16 protein-coding genes are annotated in these 16,116 nt (G+C 35.2%); 15 read left to right on the top strand and 1 reads right to left on the bottom strand.

All coding sequences use genetic code 11. The features are described from left to right. Positions 1 to 2 precede the first annotated feature (2 nt). The 6 genes from AC1TO9_RS14885 to AC1TO9_RS14910 all read left to right on the top strand — a co-directional run bounded on the left by AC1TO9_RS14885 (position 3) and on the right by AC1TO9_RS14910 (position 4,346). Entirely contained in the window at positions 3 to 1,334 is a 1,332-nt protein-coding gene (locus AC1TO9_RS14885; RefSeq protein WP_482059646.1) for a DUF3854 domain-containing protein, read from the top strand. A gap of 37 nt (positions 1,335 to 1,371) precedes the next feature. Further along, complete coding sequence (gene ssb, locus AC1TO9_RS14890) at positions 1,372 to 1,854, top strand: single-stranded DNA-binding protein (RefSeq protein ID WP_482059647.1); 483 nt, start codon at positions 1,372 to 1,374, stop codon at positions 1,852 to 1,854. A 72-nt stretch (positions 1,855 to 1,926) separates the two neighbouring features. Next, complete coding sequence (locus tag AC1TO9_RS14895; protein ID WP_482059648.1) at positions 1,927 to 2,436, top strand: 5' nucleotidase, NT5C type; 510 nt, start codon at positions 1,927 to 1,929, stop codon at positions 2,434 to 2,436. A gap of 48 nt (positions 2,437 to 2,484) precedes the next feature. After that, a complete protein-coding gene (locus AC1TO9_RS14900) occupies positions 2,485 to 2,721 on the top strand; it encodes a hypothetical protein (RefSeq protein WP_482059649.1) in 237 nt (78 codons plus the stop codon). A 196-nt stretch (positions 2,722 to 2,917) separates the two neighbouring features. Continuing rightward, on the top strand, positions 2,918 to 4,177 hold the full coding sequence (locus AC1TO9_RS14905) for a hypothetical protein (protein ID WP_482059650.1): 1,260 nt from the start codon (positions 2,918 to 2,920) through the stop codon (positions 4,175 to 4,177). A gap of 10 nt (positions 4,178 to 4,187) precedes the next feature. Beyond that, complete coding sequence (locus tag AC1TO9_RS14910; RefSeq protein WP_482059651.1) at positions 4,188 to 4,346, top strand: hypothetical protein; 159 nt, start codon at positions 4,188 to 4,190, stop codon at positions 4,344 to 4,346. Positions 4,347 to 4,941: 595 nt separating this feature from the next. Here AC1TO9_RS14910 and AC1TO9_RS14915 read toward each other — a convergent pair. Next, a complete protein-coding gene (locus tag AC1TO9_RS14915; RefSeq protein WP_482059652.1) occupies positions 4,942 to 5,967 on the bottom strand; it encodes a hypothetical protein in 1,026 nt (341 codons plus the stop codon). A 422-nt stretch (positions 5,968 to 6,389) separates the two neighbouring features. Between AC1TO9_RS14915 and AC1TO9_RS14920 the strand changes: the two genes are divergently transcribed. From AC1TO9_RS14920 to AC1TO9_RS14960, 9 genes are all read left to right on the top strand, one after another. After that, a complete protein-coding gene (locus AC1TO9_RS14920; protein ID WP_482059653.1) occupies positions 6,390 to 7,805 on the top strand; it encodes a 5'-3' exonuclease in 1,416 nt (471 codons plus the stop codon). Between the two features lie 328 nt (positions 7,806 to 8,133). Continuing rightward, positions 8,134 to 8,325: a hypothetical protein gene (locus AC1TO9_RS14925; RefSeq protein ID WP_482059654.1), complete on the top strand. Its 192-nt coding sequence runs from the start codon at positions 8,134 to 8,136 to the stop codon at positions 8,323 to 8,325. Between the two features lie 234 nt (positions 8,326 to 8,559). Beyond that, positions 8,560 to 10,569, top strand: coding sequence for an NAD-dependent DNA ligase LigA (gene ligA / locus AC1TO9_RS14930; RefSeq protein ID WP_482059655.1), 2,010 nt, complete (start codon positions 8,560 to 8,562; stop codon positions 10,567 to 10,569). Positions 10,570 to 10,995: 426 nt separating this feature from the next. Further along, positions 10,996 to 11,190 carry a hypothetical protein gene (locus tag AC1TO9_RS14935; RefSeq protein WP_482059656.1) on the top strand — a complete coding sequence of 65 codons (195 nt, stop codon included), beginning with the start codon at positions 10,996 to 10,998 and terminating at the stop codon, positions 11,188 to 11,190. 101 nt (positions 11,191 to 11,291) lie between these two features. Continuing rightward, on the top strand, positions 11,292 to 11,714 hold the full coding sequence (locus AC1TO9_RS14940; protein ID WP_482059657.1) for a YopX family protein: 423 nt from the start codon (positions 11,292 to 11,294) through the stop codon (positions 11,712 to 11,714). A gap of 20 nt (positions 11,715 to 11,734) precedes the next feature. Further along, positions 11,735 to 12,097, top strand: a complete 363-nt coding sequence (locus tag AC1TO9_RS14945) for a hypothetical protein (protein WP_482059658.1) — start codon at positions 11,735 to 11,737, stop codon at positions 12,095 to 12,097. Positions 12,098 to 12,167: 70 nt separating this feature from the next. Beyond that, complete coding sequence (locus AC1TO9_RS14950) at positions 12,168 to 12,989, top strand: hypothetical protein (protein WP_482059659.1); 822 nt, start codon at positions 12,168 to 12,170, stop codon at positions 12,987 to 12,989. A gap of 607 nt (positions 12,990 to 13,596) precedes the next feature. Beyond that, positions 13,597 to 14,934: a hypothetical protein gene (locus AC1TO9_RS14955; RefSeq protein WP_482059660.1), complete on the top strand. Its 1,338-nt coding sequence runs from the start codon at positions 13,597 to 13,599 to the stop codon at positions 14,932 to 14,934. Positions 14,935 to 15,155: 221 nt separating this feature from the next. Continuing rightward, positions 15,156 to 16,040 carry a hypothetical protein gene (locus AC1TO9_RS14960; protein ID WP_482059661.1) on the top strand — a complete coding sequence of 295 codons (885 nt, stop codon included), beginning with the start codon at positions 15,156 to 15,158 and terminating at the stop codon, positions 16,038 to 16,040. Positions 16,041 to 16,116 lie beyond the last annotated feature (76 nt).

Raw genomic sequence — 16,116 nt, forward strand, 5'->3', positions numbered from 1 at the left:
TTATGTCAAAATTAATTGCCGTGGAAACTATTAATGCGGTAAAGAGTGTGGATTTAGTTGATCTTGCTTTTGCAATGGGACATAGCCCCATAAAAAGAGGAGCAAGTTGGCTTATGTTTTGTCCAAATCCTAACCACGGTCCAGAAGATCGTGCCCATACTTACATTACTCAGAATAAAGGAATATTCAAATGTTTCGATGGTGGTGGATGTGGTTTCCACGGAAATGATGCAATTACTTATTATGGCCTGATTACATTTGGCGTGAGTAGTTGGGATCCTAAAAGGAACTTTCTTGAAGCAGTAACTGGAGTAGCTGAAATCATGGGGATTCCAATTGTATACAAGGATGGTTCGAAACAAAGAGACTTACATGTGACCACATATATTCCACGCGCTCCTATTAAAGTGATTGAACCTGAATTAGACCATGTTTGTGATAAGGTTTACCGACGGTTATTATCTCTTTGTCCAATGTATCAGGAACACGTCAATGAGTGGCGCACAAAAAGGCAATATTCTGATGATGAGATTACAGCTATTGGACTTCGATCGATTCCGAGAGAGTATACAGAAATAAACGAGATAATTAATACTTTATTATCAGAAGGTTATCGCTTAGATAGGGTACCAGGATTTACAAAGATGTTACGTAAAAATGGTGATCCTAATAAAGATCGCGATTGGTATTGGACAATTTCAAATATGGGGCAGTACTTCATTCCAATTAGGAGTGAATTTGGCCATATAATTCGCTTGCGCGTATATACAGGGTGGGTGAAGAACAAATATATTTGGTTTTCTTCAGAACCTAATATAGAGCGCGAGACGAATCCTACAAAGTTGAAAAAAGGTGGAGCTTCTTCAGGAGCACCGGTATGTATTGTTCCTCCCATCAAACTATTATCTGCTTGGGACCCAGAATTTTCAATTTCTGATTTTGCCCACACTGACTTTGTGGTTGCGATAGAAGGAGAACACAAAGCATATTATTCTGCTTCCCTTACGAATAAATTGTTTATTGGTTTACCTGGTATAGGTAACTATAGAGAAGTAATCCCGTTATTAAAACGATGGGGTACTAAAAAACTAGCATTAGCAGTAGATATGGATGCTTTAATGGGGAACGAAGAAGGAAAAGATAAGAATAAATATGTTTTTAAACACCTTGTAGATTTTTCAAGCCAATTATTAAAAGAAGATGGAATTGAATTGGTAATTTGGTGTTGGGACATAAGTTTAGGAAAAGGGCTAGATGATCTTCTCATGGCTGGTAATGCTCCGGTTGAGATAGATCTTCGTTCTGGGGAACGTCGATCAGTAATGATCGCATAATTTTAATTGAATTAATGAATAAAGGGAGATGAAACTATTGTTAAATCGAGTAATTTTAATCGGAAGATTAACGAAAGATCCAGAATTGCGGTATACACCAAGTGGCGTCGCTGTAACTCAATTTACGCTTGCGGTTGATCGCCAGTTTACGGCACAGGGGGGAGAAAGAGAAGCGGATTTTATTCCAATTGTAACCTGGAGACAATTAGCAGAGACTTGCGCTAACTATTTGCGTAAAGGTCGCTTAACTGCAGTTGAGGGTAGAATACAGGTTAGAAATTATGAAAACAACGAAGGTAAGCGTGTATACGTAACTGAAATTATTGCAGACAACGTTCGATTCTTAGAAAGTAATAATCGAAATAGTTCTGGGACGAGTAATGATGGACAAAATAATAGAGATGATAGTAGCAACTCTAGAAATGATTCACCGCGAGGAACTCGAGATGCCATGAATGGTGATTCCTTTACCGGTGATGGAAAACCGATCGATATCAGCGATGATGATCTTCCATTTTAGTACCTAAACTATAAAACAATCATATATTTTTGATGTATATTAGGCTTCCCGATAACTAGGGGAGCTTTTTGTTTGAAAATACAACTAAAGGAGAACTATTTTATGCATAGGGCCATGATAGATATAGATAATACTATATGTAAAACGAATGAAAATATCAAGTTGAAATTAAGAGAGTTCAATGAGGATATATATCCTTATCCACTACCAAATGATTTTTTTCTGAATAATCCTGAAATATTTTCTGAAGCCCATCCATATTCTGGCGCAGCAAAGAAGCTCACTGAATTCGTAAAAGCCGGTAATATCTTATATTATGTTACCGCTCGAGAACCATGGGCAAAAACGATTACGGAAAAATGGTTAATTAAGCATGGTTTTCCTGAAGAACAAACATTCTACACTCGAAATAAGAGGGATATAGCGCAGAATGTCGATGCCACAATTTGTGTAGATGACGCGCCTCATGAAATAGATCAACTAATAGACCTACTTACGTTGTATGTGCCTGCCCACAAGTACAATCAAAAGTATGAAAATCGTTTTAATGAATGGAGTAACGTAGATTTTATATGCTTATAAATGAAAAAAGTGAGTCTGTAAATGTAAATAAATAAAAGAGGTGTTGGAATGAATTCTTTATTACTGAATTTAGAAGATAGAATCTATTGTCTACAAAGAAGTGACTTGTCTGATGAACTTCAATTAAAATTGATTGAAGCTGATGTGGCGTATTTACAAAATCGAGATGAGAATGCAGAAATCATTGTGAAAGAAGTAGAAAAACAATGTGAAGAAAAAGGAATTAAAATTTATATTCCCGATTTATTCGAAATGTTTAATAAACAAATACTAGGGGCTAGCTAGACCCGATCTAATTGGTATATATCATCATTATATTTTAATTTCTTCGCCCACGCGGTATTGGAGCCTTTTTAGCAACCACAATAACTCATATCGAGGTATAATTCCGTTATTTGTTTGACGGAGAATTCCCAAAACGGGATATACCTCGTTCTGATTTTTTTGTGGTTTATTAATTTATCACATGAGGAGGATATTCATGAATTATTTTGACATCCGTGCAATTGAATATGAGAGAACTGCTATTAGAAAACTTAAAAAACAAACCTGTCTATTTACTTGTAGTAATTTTGAAAATTATATTGAGAAAGTGGATGCTAAATTCATATATTTTAAAACTAAAAAAAGTAAAGCGACTGAAAAAGGAGCAAATAAAGTACCAAGAAAATTAATTCGAGATGCTATTTCGTTTGTATTGTATAAAAGAAGCGTAACAAGACAACAACTTGAGAAATTCAATAGATATAATTCATTTTTAATGGGGTTTATAAGATTAGCGTTAGTTGAAATCAAGAAAATTGCTACGCTACAGAAAGTTGCTAATCGTCATCATCGTATAGTAATGAAAGCTCTAAGATTTTGGTTCGCCGGTTTGGATCGAGATCCTTACATGATGCATATGGTTAACGAATACTCAGAAGCACCAAGTAATAATATTTTGTTGAGTTATTGGTATTTACGAGGAGACAAACACGATAACTGGAAACGAAATGTAAAAAAATATAATTGTGTCGTTATGTTGGATAGTGGGGAGTTTAGTTATTTCAAAGCTAGAAAGAAACTTAGGATGGCCCAAAGGTTACTAAGTACAATGGACGAAGGAAGCGCTGGTTGGAACATACAACTAGATAAAGTGATGGTCTTACTTGAGAAAGTGAAACCAATATCAGTAAAGGACTATGCTAATTTTATTAAAAAGCACCAAGATGTAATATTTGGTTACTTCAATCTTGATGTAGTGGGCGATCCGATAAAGAGTAAGATAAATGCAAATTATTTACGTTTGCAAGGTCTTCAGCCAATCGAGATTTGGCACCCTCAAAGCGGGTTAGCTGCACTTGGTAAATTGATAGAGGAGGGACATGATCTATTAGCGATAGGTGGTCTTGTATTCGTTGATGAAAATGAGAGGAACCGCATTCTGGATGAAGTGTTTTCTCTTTATCCAGATCAACCATTTCATATCTTGGGGTGCAGCTCCAGGGCCTTATATAGACACCCAATTCATTCAAGCGATTCGACCGGTCCAATTATAGGCAGACGCTATTTAAAGCTCATAACTGAAACAGGACAAGTACATGCGAACAAAGATCATGGTTGGCATGAGTGGACGGAAGATGAAGCATTGGTTTACAACATAAAACAGCTATCTAGGCTTGAAGAATCCTATGATGGCGTTCAGTTGAATTTAATTACTCCACCAGTTTTACATACTGGCAGACAACTAAAATTATTCTAGGAGGAAGACAATGATTGAATATATTAAGGAATACTATTTTGAGATTGCAGCTGTCATCGTAGCTATTTTTCTCTTCACTAAAGTAAAGCGAATTTTGAGGAAAGTGGTTGGTTTAGTATTCGCCTTAGCTACTATTGCAAGGTTATATATGATGATATCTGGTAAATGACTGTATGGTTTAAACTATGTTAGAACGAAAAATGCTCTGTCTATAATAGACAGAGCATTTTTCCGTATTACGTATTTTTTCATCCTACAACCCAATTGAAGGAAAGGGAATTAGCCCTTAACAAAACTATACTGCGATTGACGTAATTATGCAATAATTGATGGTCACTAATTTGTAGAAGAGCTCTTAATTAACCTATATTTATTGAAGATCTTACTAATTCAATGTTTATTAAGAAATGGTACTTATCAATTGAATGGCTCCACATCCACTTGATATTAGAATCAATTTCCTCAAAACTTAATAAAGTGAATAATGGTGAGTGTAGCACAACCTAGTTTTAATAGTATAAATTTTATTTTTAGATACTTTTTATCCTACTGTCCGGTGATAAAAAACTGTGGAACCAGTAAAGAAAGTATGGAACTGCTAAAAGGATAAAACACACCATGGGCCGTCCTAATTTAATTATAGGACGGCCAAAATGTATTTAGAGAGGATAAATGAGTATGAATTCCATAGGGACTAAGGTAAAAGCAATTAGAGCACATATCAGACTCTAAGTCATCTTTAACTACGATTCTTCAAGCAAGTATTAAAATTTCTTCTTGAACATTACGATTTTACCACCAGATTCATTTGCCATTTTTTTGTTTTTCTCTTCAACTACATTTAACCAAGTTTGTTCTTGATCGAGATACATTATTTCTGCAGAAACGTTCCATTCGGGAATTTCATCAGTAGGAAATGGGCGTACTGCCAAACCATGACTTGAATAGACCATTTTTGTAGGAACCGCTTGATTATTCACTTCGTATGCCAGCCGTTGTCTTTTTTCACAGTTGGATTTCCACGCATATAGAATAGCTTCTCCATGTGGAGTATTTGGAAACAGATCCGTCCAAGTTATTTTAGGTTGAGGTTCTCCAAAATACTGGTTTATTTGGGCATTGATTATATTAGGCCTGCTACAATATATTGCATACAGTAGCGATGTATTGCGTATACCAAAATATATAACAACTGGTATTAAAGCTTTACTCCAACCATCAAAGATTTGATAAATCGGATTCATATAGAACAATAGATAGATACAACCAACGATAACGCAACTGTTAACAATAATACTACTGACTATTTCTTTACCTATGATCTTCGAGAATTTAGGACTTCGATCAATCTCTAACTGATCGTACTTTGCATTTATATATATTCTATCTCTGAAATCAGAGGTTACTTGTTTATACAATGAATCATAAGCATTATGTTTTTTATCTGTTGTGATAGCTCCCGGTGGAGCAAATAAAAAAAAGAGATGAAGCGGTGAGATATAGGGAGTATTTCTCCATCGGTTATTTTCAAAATTATAGTGGTTACGTCTTATGTAATCGATTGTTTCCCAAATGCTATTAGATGATTTATACAATAGTAAAGTTGAAATGATGAAAATTGAAATCCAATCCCAATGGTTAGAAAATATATATACTATCGTGTTGTTATATTTACTAAATGGTGTACTTTCAGAGAAAAATTGAATGAATAGGGTTAGCGGGTATGCAGCGATTGCAAATAGGATGAAAATTCTAATCACAGAACCTATCGGTTTAAGTACATGACGCATATGAAATCACCTCTTTATAGTTATACTTTTATTATACAGGTTGGGTAGGTAAACCGCATTTTTTGAAGGTATGGACTTAGTAAATTTGATATGATACTATCAGGTTATAACTTGTTTTATTGATTTTTTACTCGGTGTCATGAGACTTATCCGAGAATTTTATTGATTATTTATTATAATTATAAATGTAAATCGCGTTTTAATTAAAGTAACCAATGGCCACATAAAGTGTGCTGATTCTTCTTGGTTTTTTTAATTACTTCGCGATTTTTTTGCGTTCACTTATAAAAAAATCAGAAAGGGAAGGTGTTCGAAATGAATGAATATCAAAAAAAGGTTGTTGATTTGTTGCTACGTCAATTTGGAGAAAAGACTGTATCCATCGTTATTAAATCTTCGACACTAAATGGAGGTAAGTTGTTATGAACCATGAATTAAAAGTGGCTTTTTCACCTTGTGGATCAATCTCAAGTACCATATCAAGTTTTGTGAGTTTATCAAGACAAATTCGTAGTGATATGGAGCGAGTAATATCAGCAACATATATAGATAACTGGTTGAGAATAACAATGGGTACCGGGAATGGTAGAAAAGATTCTTCTGTACATTTCGATGCTACCAGATATTCACTTGATTTTAAGGATCTAAATGCTGAGGCACTAATTAAAAGTATCTCTTCTTTTTGTACAATGATTAGTGAAGCTCAAATAAAAGAGAAGAAAATATTAGATGTAAAGGGACTACAGTGTGAGGACATGGTATTTTCATTATACATTTACCCTTCTAGTTTTGTACCTCCAATAAGGATAACTCCTACAACACTGAATCAGGGAAGCATTATAGAAGAATCATCATTGCCATATGATGAAGCTGCTAATGATGTTGGATCTAGTTATGTAGAGAAATCCAATAAAATTGCACCAAGTTTGAGTAATATTAACGTCGAGAAAATATTGTCATCCAATAATAGGTTATTACTAATAGACTATAGTAATCTAGTAAGTTCTTGTTATTACGCCACTGCATACGGCAAACAAGAAAGTGAGCTACTACGCAGTGCTACAGGTCGATACACAAATGCGATCAAACCAATGCTTGAAAGATTTATTAAAATAGTCTCCAGATACACTCCAACTCATGTCGTTATGGCTTTTGATGAAGACCGAGATAAAACTTGGAGAAAACAATGCTATCCAGAATATAAAATAAATAGAGATGATAAAGTAAAACCAGAATCTTTAGAGGAACAATATCAAACGGGTTTTGAATTATTCAACTCAATGGAGATTCCAATCGTTAAAGTAGATACGATGGAAGCAGATGATGTAATAAGTTATTTAGCAAAGCGCTTTTCAGAAGAGAACCGTGGAGATGTTGTTATCTTAAGTTCTGATCGTGATTTATTTCAATTACTAAGTGAAGATATTTTTCAAGTAATAAGAGATGATAAGGAAATAACTTCTCAATATATTGAAGACAAACACGGTGTAACACCATCCCAGTGGGTAGACTGCAAGGCACTTATTGGAGATACTGGTGATAACATCAAGGGAGTTAAGGGTGTTGGAGAACAAACGGCATATAAGCTTATAAAGGAATATGGAAATCTTGAAGCTGTTTATAATCAACTCCCAGATTTGAACCCTAGCTATACTAAATTCGTTAAAAAACTGGTAGAAGGAAAAGAAAGTGCATTTTTAAGCCAAAAACTCGCTACGACAGCATCTTATATTCCTGAATTGTCCAACATCGATTTGGATACCTACTTATTACGTGTAAATAAGGAAGCGATGAGAGAAAAGCTGGAAGAACTTGAAATTAAAATTGGTAGAGTATAATAAACAAGATTATATATTTCGATTCTAACGATTCTAATAAAAGTTGCCATATCCTGAATAATTGATATATAATGAACACATAACATATGTATTTAAACTTTTTCTATCGGAAGGTCAGGCGACTATCCGCATTCTAAGATCCTTATTGGATAAAAGAACACATGACTAACGTCTTGTTGTTTCAACTTGGAATCGGGCTCGTCTGGCTTTTTTTGTATTTTTAACTTTTAAACTAAGAAGTAACTGCAAAGTGTAAAAGATACGTTTCGTTGTACACAAATCAAATATTAATTATTTTAAATCTAATATGGATACGGAGGTTATTCTTATGTCAACTAATGATATATTATCTGCTAGGTCTCAAAAGGATATTTTACTTCACAGAGTTAGAGAGTTAACTTTATCAGGAAAAAATTTAGGTGGATTAGATCTAGAAATATGGAGAACGAATGTGATTAATTTTAATGCTGATAAGGTGAAATCATTTCAATTTCAACTCAATCAGATTTCTGTTGCATAAGAATGATACAGATCGATGTTTTGTTTTAAGGCCCAGGTAGTTTTCTGGGCCTTTTCTGATTTCATTGCACTCACCTTTCGAGTGACTAATAAGTAAAGGGTGAATTAGCCCATTAAATTGGTCATTGGAAAGGGTGGAGTGTAATTCACCCTACAACCCATAAAACAATTAGAAGGAGGACACTTCGGGTTTATTTGTTCGTAATTATCAACTAACTCATAGGAGGAAATTAAAATGAATAACTTAATTATTGAAATTGATCAATTGATTGAGGAAATTAATGAGTATAACTATTATTACTATACGAAAGACAAACCAGTGATAGTGGATCGTGAATACGATCAGAAATATGACAAACTAGTGGAGTTAGAAAAACAGACCCAGTTGCTACGACCGTACTCACCGACACAACGGGTGGGTGGGCCTCTTCTAGGTGGATTTGTTGAGCATGAACACCTTACACGTTTGTGGAGCTTGGATAAGGCACAGACAAAAGATGCACTGTATGCTTGGAAGAATCGTGTTACTAAAGCTATTATAGATTACAATAGATTAAATCCATCAAACCCGCTTCCAGCACTGAGTTACGTTGTAGAACTAAAGTTCGATGGTTTAACCTTGAACCTCACCTACGAAAACGGTAATTTAGTACAAGCTGCGAGTAGAGGCGACGGGGAGAAAGGTGAAGAAATATATTTACAGGTAAAGACGATTAAGTCGATACCGCTTCAAATTCCTTATAAAGGCTTATTAGAGATTCAAGGAGAAGGTATCATTAATCTATCTACTCTAGCTAAATATAATCAAACGGCAAAGGAACCTATAAAGAACGCACGTAATGGAGCTGCAGGCGCACTTAGAAACCTAGATCCAAGTGTTACTGCAGAAAGACGTTTAAATGCATTTATTTACAATGTGGGGCATTCTCCTAACCTTGAATTTTCAGATCACTCTGAGATGGTTACGTTCTTGAAAAACAATTTGTTTAATGTAAATCAGTACATTAATTACTACGAAACCATTGAGGAAGTATTAGATGAGTTAGTTAACATACAAGAAGAACGCCCTAATTTAGATTTCTTAATTGACGGTGCAGTAATTAAGATTGCTGATATGCGAACTCGCAATGTTCTAGGCTATACAGGGAAGTTCCCGAAATGGAGTATTGCTTATAAGTTTGAAGCTGAGGAAGAATCGACTACACTACTTTCAGTAAAATGGGATGTAGGCCGGTCTGGTAAATTGACTCCCATCGGACACGTAAAATCTGTATTACTAAATGGCGCTACTGTACAATATAGCACTCTTAATAATATGGATGACATTATCCGTAAAAACCTTCGTTATGCTTTAGGTTCAGAAGTGATCATTCGTCGTTCAAACGATGTTATCCCTGAGATAATGGGTAAACTGACGGACGAACAAGATGGTGGAGAAATCATTGCGCCTACTCATTGTCCTTCGTGCGGTTCTGCTATTGTTAGAATAGGAGCACATTCCTTCTGTGAAAATAGATGGAGTTGCAAACCTCAAATGATTGGTTGGCTCACTCATTTCGCTTCGAAGGAATGTATGAACATCGAAGGTTTCAGTCAAAGTACTGCGGAGCTACTACATGAACAGGTTGGTCTTAGACATCCAGGTGATTTCTTTGATCTGACGAAAGAGCATTTGATAAACCTTGATGGTTTTGGTAGTAAAAAGGCGAATAATTTAATTAATAATATAGAAAAGTGTAAAACCAGACCACTTGCTAATTTTATCCATGCACTTGGTATACCGAATGTAGGTAAAGGAAGCTCAAAAATACTTGCTGAAGAATTCAGAACTTTACAAGCTTTACGCCAAGCTGAAAAAGCTAAACTTATATCTTTGCCGGACATTGGCGAAACGGTTGCAGATAGTATTCTATCTTACTTTGAAGACGCTATCTATCATGGGGTTGTACGAATGTTAGTTGCAGCGGGATGTAACCCAGTTATGGAAGAAAAAAAGGAAGTACTTACGGATAGTCCTTTTAACGGTAAGACAGTAGTCGTCACTGGAACTTTAGAATTTATGGATCGTGACGAGGTACAAGCTATATTAGAATCACTTGGTGCCAAGGTGAGTAGTAGCGTATCCCAAAAGACTCATATGGTCGTGTGTGGTGATAAAGCTGGAGGAAAAAAGAAAAAAGCAGAAGAATTAGGAGTAAGAATAATCTTAGAAGAAGAGTTTATGGACTTGGTATCACAAGTATAAGGTTTTAAAAAAAGGAGTCTACTAAGAACTAGTGGGCTCCTTTTTTTTATCGTTTTTAACAGATATAAGATATTAAAGATATGAGTATTCTGTATTTGGGGATCCTGTTCATTCTTGTGGAATAATGTTAAAATTAAAAAATACAATTAATTTGATTAATTAGGCTCTAGCATGCGCTTTGTGAGCTAATTTAAATGATAAATGCACACTCTTTTGAGTTGACCAATTCTGTTATTATGCAGAAAAATCCCTTTTTAAGGATTGGTTATTCAAAAGAGCGTGCATTTTTGCGTTCTAAAACTAATTTTATGAAGAAAGGATCTAAATAGTGGACAAACATTTTAATCATGAGACTGGGAGGAAAGAGAAGTACTTTAACAAGTAGATTTTATTAAACTCACACCTTGAAAGGGGAATGGCTAAAAAATGAGTAAACAGAATAGTGTTCAAATCGCAGAGGGAAGAAGGTTTAAGATCAATGGATGCCCAATGGAAGCGATTATCTCAAATGAAAACGTAATAGTTATTTACGATATCAATAAAGAGTTGATACATCCACTTAAGCTCATAACAGGTTGTTTTGTTACTGAGAAACATGGAGTGGATGATCTGGTCCAATGAGAGAAGATACTTTGTAAATGATAAATTTTGATCCTTTTATGAACATGATTGGAGCCAGTAATTTATAAATTACTGGCAATAATATTATGGAGGTTAAAGATATGGAAAATGTAATTGGAAAGTTTAAAGTGTATGATACTGTAGAAAAAAAGATTAAAACTGATGATCTAAAGATCGTAATAGCTAACGGTATCGTCCAGATTGTTACAGAGGGTGAAGGGTTATACCCTAAAACCTCCAGAAGTCGTGATCGATACGTTATTTTACCAGAAGTTCCTCTACCGGATTCAGAAGGAAATCAACTATCTGCAGGGGATATCCTTTGTAAGGAGAATCAGAATCACAAATATGTATATTGGGTCATTAAATTTGATCTCATGAAGGGTGTATACTGCACCATGATTGAAATGCCGGATGCTTATAACACCCTTAATACCTTGGTAGATGACGGTTGTATAAAAGTAGGGAATATCTTTGATAACGTAGAGTTGTTACAAGGGAAGTCTATTGAGGTGTTCTTGTGAGGGATCCATTTGAGCAGAGGATGCTATGCCAATCGTGTCCAGGTAAAAGACGGGCTACGGTGGCTATAGGAGATGCTAGTAGAATTTCTAGGAGATTGAGGGAACTTGTTCCTGACATAAAGAGAAGTTATACCGGTGGAATGAATCAGTTTAGTCACTCTTTATTCTTCAAACAAATTAGTTGTTCATGGACAGGGAACTGTAATATATTCTTAGGGTACCAAAACGAACTTCGGAAAGAAGAAGTTGAGTTGCAAAGGACCTTTGATTGTTTCATAGGGCATCTAAAAATATTAGATGAAGTAGAGGCACGCGCCCTACGACAGCAGGCTAAGATACTACTTCAGGGACATTATCCTTCAGCTGCACAATTGATGAATTAATAAGCGTTCATCATTACGAATAAACAGGATCTTTGTAGGGGCCCTGAAATACAACAATGAGGTGAAGAATATGAATAATAATATACGGGGTACGAAGAAGAAAATTAGTGGTCCACTAGGTAAATTACGGTTCGAGCTTTATTTTCTTAGTATCCTGCTAGTCCTTGTTCTGGAAATTTTCTTTTATTTCTTTATTATCGCAGTAAAAATAGCCGTTTTTGTAGGCAACGAGACACAATCGGTAACTTTATATTTATTAACGTTACTATTGGTTCCATTTTTTCTAATGTTTCTTGTACGTGGTATAGGCGTTTTTCTTTATAAAAAGAGAGGAATGTATTACATGCGTCCGATCACTCTTACAGAGTGGTCCAAACTATCTACTCTAAATGGTATTCATTATACGGATTATCTGAATGATAATGATATTGAGAAGTATAGAAAATCAGGGGAGATAAACCTACTAGGTAATGGTAACTCCTCCTCGAATTATTCATTTAGGGAAGAAGAACAAACCGAGAAGTATGTTTGGTTTCATTTAAGTGATGGAACAAACAGTCGGGAACCTAATTTTCACTCTTTTTGGGTATCGCACGCTGGTGAATCGACACCAAGGTCATATAAGGTTATAGTGCCGTTGTCGAATCTTAATCCGAAGCATATTTATATCAGACATCAAGATAAAGCGATTGCTGTAATTGGTGATTACATTGGTACAGCAGTGGTTCAGACCGATTTCAATTGGTACAATAAACGTCTCTATTTTTTTCAATGTTTTAAGACATCTCTTTATGATTGGATTACACTAATGCCAATAATCTTCAAAAGAATGAAAACAGATTGGCAGAAGACACAAGCCACGTTAGAAGATCAACAGAATCAAGCGAATTAAAAAGATACATGAACAAAAACAAAACCCGCTCCTAAGTAATCAGGAGCGGGTTTTGTTTTTTAAGATTTCTGAAGGCATTTGGACCATGACGTCGAATTCATATGAATAACGCTAATCAGGTGTAGAGAGAATCAGTGTATTTAACTACCCCTTGCTTGAGAGAGGCAAAAAGGTTGTGAGTCCTACCTATAAATTGAGGAAACAGGAATTAGGTCACTCAAGGGATTTCAATGGATAATTAGTAGTGGAGGATATGACTACTTCTCTATGCGCGAAGGAAAAGAAGTCTATTATAAATTTACATCGGGTGAATTAATATCACTTGAGGCTGATGCCCAAACGTGCAAAATATTATTAAGTAAAAAGAAATCTGAGTATAAGAAATCCGATTGGTATTTTGTAAGGAAATGCCTACTACATAAAGGATTAAGGATCTCACTTTGGGAACAAAGAATAGATGATCCTGACGATATGATAATATTGAAAAGGTACCTGTAAATTGATGAGTGAAATTTAGAATGAATTGGCGATAAGAACACTCTACGCCGTCTTTGTATTAGTGGAGTTTAAGCGATGCCATATTAAATTGAGATAAGGTCGTGAAATAATGAAATTGCGAGATAATGGTTTAGACTCTTTCAAGAAAGCGATTAAGAAATTGCAGCAGATTAGTGATATTAGCGCTGATGAGTATGAATATGAGATAAAAGATATCATCATTTCTCTTCATCATTCGATAGAGACGCTATTTAAATATATGATACAGGAGAAAAACCCACTTCTTATCTATGAAGATATTCCGAGCTACTGCAAGGCCATAAACGAAGGGAAACCGACAACAAAAATGGGGACGATCAAGTTTTTGGACGCCGTTCATATGCTTACAACGATTCATAGCCAAACGTTCAGCCCGAGGGAATTATGGTACTTTACTTCTATCAATAATCTCCGCAATAACATAACACATTTTGAAATTGATTTTAATGACTATGAAGTTGAGCATATGCTAGCTAAGTTCCTCCCAATCTTATATGGGATATATACTGTTTATGTAGATGGTTTTAGCCAGTTCAGCAAAGAGAATAGTTTGGATCTATCTATTGGCAAAATTACAGAACAAGTAGACATCTGGGGAATAAAAATGTTAGGCCGCTATCATGCAAAGGAAGAGTCAGCGGATCAAATAATTGCGGAACTGGCTGCCGATCCAATTAAGATACGGGAAGTTTTTGATTCAAAACAAATAAACATTGATTATGTGCCATGCCATAAATGTGGAGAAGATACCTTCATGGAGACAGGTGTTATTCTAATTGATGGCGCACAGAAAATCAATTACGGTTCATGCTTATATTGCCAGATCAGTCTGGATAAAGAAGATGCCTTTTTTTCTTTACAGACCTTTGGGGGGTGGAATATTGATATCGTTAATGCCATTAAGGAAATAGCACCTTCGCTTTTATCCAACGATGAGTTAATGACACCGCACTTTTCCGAGGATGATATGGATAACCTTCGAGGACTCTTTGATGGATATAGTGCTGAAATATCTAAAGTTATACATGATCATTTGAACAATTTCCTTCATAACCTTGGTGATTCAGAAACTAAATTATACTTTGAGAAGAAGCAGGTTGATACTGAGGAGTGGGATGAACTATTTTGTGAAGGTGATACATCGCCTGTATTTAATATCGACGAATCATATATTTCCGAAGCAAGTAACGAAAAGATAAGAATATTGATGGATAACATCAATACCGTGACCGGGGGCAATGTTCATAGTATTGGGGTCATACAGACTTATATTGATGTCTTTTATTTTGATCACGAATATACAAACTATTTCGTCGATGTAAGTGATGTTCATACATTCTCATGCGAAGTTAATGTTACGTTGGAAGTATCGGCTGATAATTATGAGTATACACATGAAACAGTGTAGAAGAGATCCTTTCACGTCACTCTATTTCTATGATATAATAAGGAATACTTAATTAACCTAAACCATCACTCCAAGCAAGCGCTAAGGAGCATTTTAAAAAAGAGACATCTAACAAGATGATCAAGTTGAATTCCGCACAATACGTGTGCCTATTCTCTGATATTTTTGTTAGGTGTCTTTTTTTGTGCCTACAACCCAAAATCAAAAGAGGAGCGATTTTAATGACTCAAGTAGAAGGTCAATTGACGATGTTTGATAGTTGTGTGATCCCAGTTCCAGATGATGTTACTACGTATCTGTATAGTGAGAATCCAACTAGTGAAAGCGGGAATCCGTTCAGTTTTAATCTGTTATCGAAATTTGAGAACGTAAAGATTGAAAATAATTCCTTAATCTCGGATGAGGACATCGATTTCTGCACAGATTCGCAATTAAACTTCGATGCAGCAGTAAACTTATTGCTGGATGCAAAAGAATTCTATCAGCAACATGAACTGTCGAACAACTTTTTATCGACCAAAACTCTGATTAAGGATTTAGAAGAGAAACTAAGTGAAAAGTTAGATCTTTTTATTTGTAAATTAGTTAATCATTTCAGAATGACATATCTTGTTTCGATTGATTCAAGTAAATTTCGCCCCTTCATCCAAACCGTTAGATATAAGGAAGTTGTCGATGAGATCCTTCTTCAGATGGATGGGATGAATTTCAAAGAAAAAGCACAAGAGGAAATAAAGATGGCATCTCGTTCAACTATTTATAATAGCTCTAAAGTAAAAGTACAATCTTGTAAGGTCTCGATAGCAGATTACCTTTACTTTGAAGACTGGTTTGGAAGTGGAAAATTCTCCAATAAAAGATATCAAAACACGGAAAACCTGCTTAAGGCTGTTGAACTGTTTGATTCCGGACGATTGACAATGCGCAATTCACTTAAAGAGGAATGTAATTCTGGTTATCGTACTGATTGTTTCGATGTAAAAGACTACTCCTACATGGAAAAATTTCAGGGATTGAAGTTTTTCAAAAACGGAAAAGTAGAACTACGTTTTAAGACTCATGAACTAGCTCTTGAATTTGCTAAAGAGTATTTGAAGTATACGTAATTATCCTCATTAGAGGAGATAAACTGTAATATTGCAGGATTTACATTCTGCCTATTACAGTTTTTTTAATTTACTT

This window comes from Paenibacillus sp. Y916 (assembly GCF_056786435.1).

Excerpts from the sequence above, each read along its gene's own strand:
- AC1TO9_RS14950 (WP_482059659.1), top strand. The coding sequence starts at position 12,168 with ATGAATAATAATATACGGGGTACGAAGAAGAAAATTAGTGGTCCACTA.
- AC1TO9_RS14900 (WP_482059649.1), top strand. The coding sequence starts at position 2,485 with ATGAATTCTTTATTACTGAATTTAGAAGATAGAATCTATTGTCTACAA.
- AC1TO9_RS14935 (WP_482059656.1), top strand. The coding sequence starts at position 10,996 with ATGAGTAAACAGAATAGTGTTCAAATCGCAGAGGGAAGAAGGTTTAAG.
- AC1TO9_RS14945 (WP_482059658.1), top strand. The coding sequence starts at position 11,735 with ATGCTATGCCAATCGTGTCCAGGTAAAAGACGGGCTACGGTGGCTATA.
- AC1TO9_RS14905 (WP_482059650.1), top strand. The coding sequence starts at position 2,918 with ATGAATTATTTTGACATCCGTGCAATTGAATATGAGAGAACTGCTATT.
- AC1TO9_RS14910 (WP_482059651.1), top strand. The coding sequence starts at position 4,188 with ATGATTGAATATATTAAGGAATACTATTTTGAGATTGCAGCTGTCATC.
- ligA (WP_482059655.1), top strand. The coding sequence starts at position 8,560 with ATGAATAACTTAATTATTGAAATTGATCAATTGATTGAGGAAATTAAT.
- AC1TO9_RS14940 (WP_482059657.1), top strand. The coding sequence starts at position 11,292 with ATGGAAAATGTAATTGGAAAGTTTAAAGTGTATGATACTGTAGAAAAA.
- AC1TO9_RS14955 (WP_482059660.1), top strand. The coding sequence starts at position 13,597 with ATGAAATTGCGAGATAATGGTTTAGACTCTTTCAAGAAAGCGATTAAG.
- AC1TO9_RS14915 (WP_482059652.1), bottom strand. The coding sequence starts at position 5,967 with ATGCGTCATGTACTTAAACCGATAGGTTCTGTGATTAGAATTTTCATC.
- AC1TO9_RS14920 (WP_482059653.1), top strand. The coding sequence starts at position 6,390 with ATGAACCATGAATTAAAAGTGGCTTTTTCACCTTGTGGATCAATCTCA.
- AC1TO9_RS14885 (WP_482059646.1), top strand. The coding sequence starts at position 3 with ATGTCAAAATTAATTGCCGTGGAAACTATTAATGCGGTAAAGAGTGTG.
- AC1TO9_RS14960 (WP_482059661.1), top strand. The coding sequence starts at position 15,156 with ATGACTCAAGTAGAAGGTCAATTGACGATGTTTGATAGTTGTGTGATC.
- AC1TO9_RS14925 (WP_482059654.1), top strand. The coding sequence starts at position 8,134 with ATGTCAACTAATGATATATTATCTGCTAGGTCTCAAAAGGATATTTTA.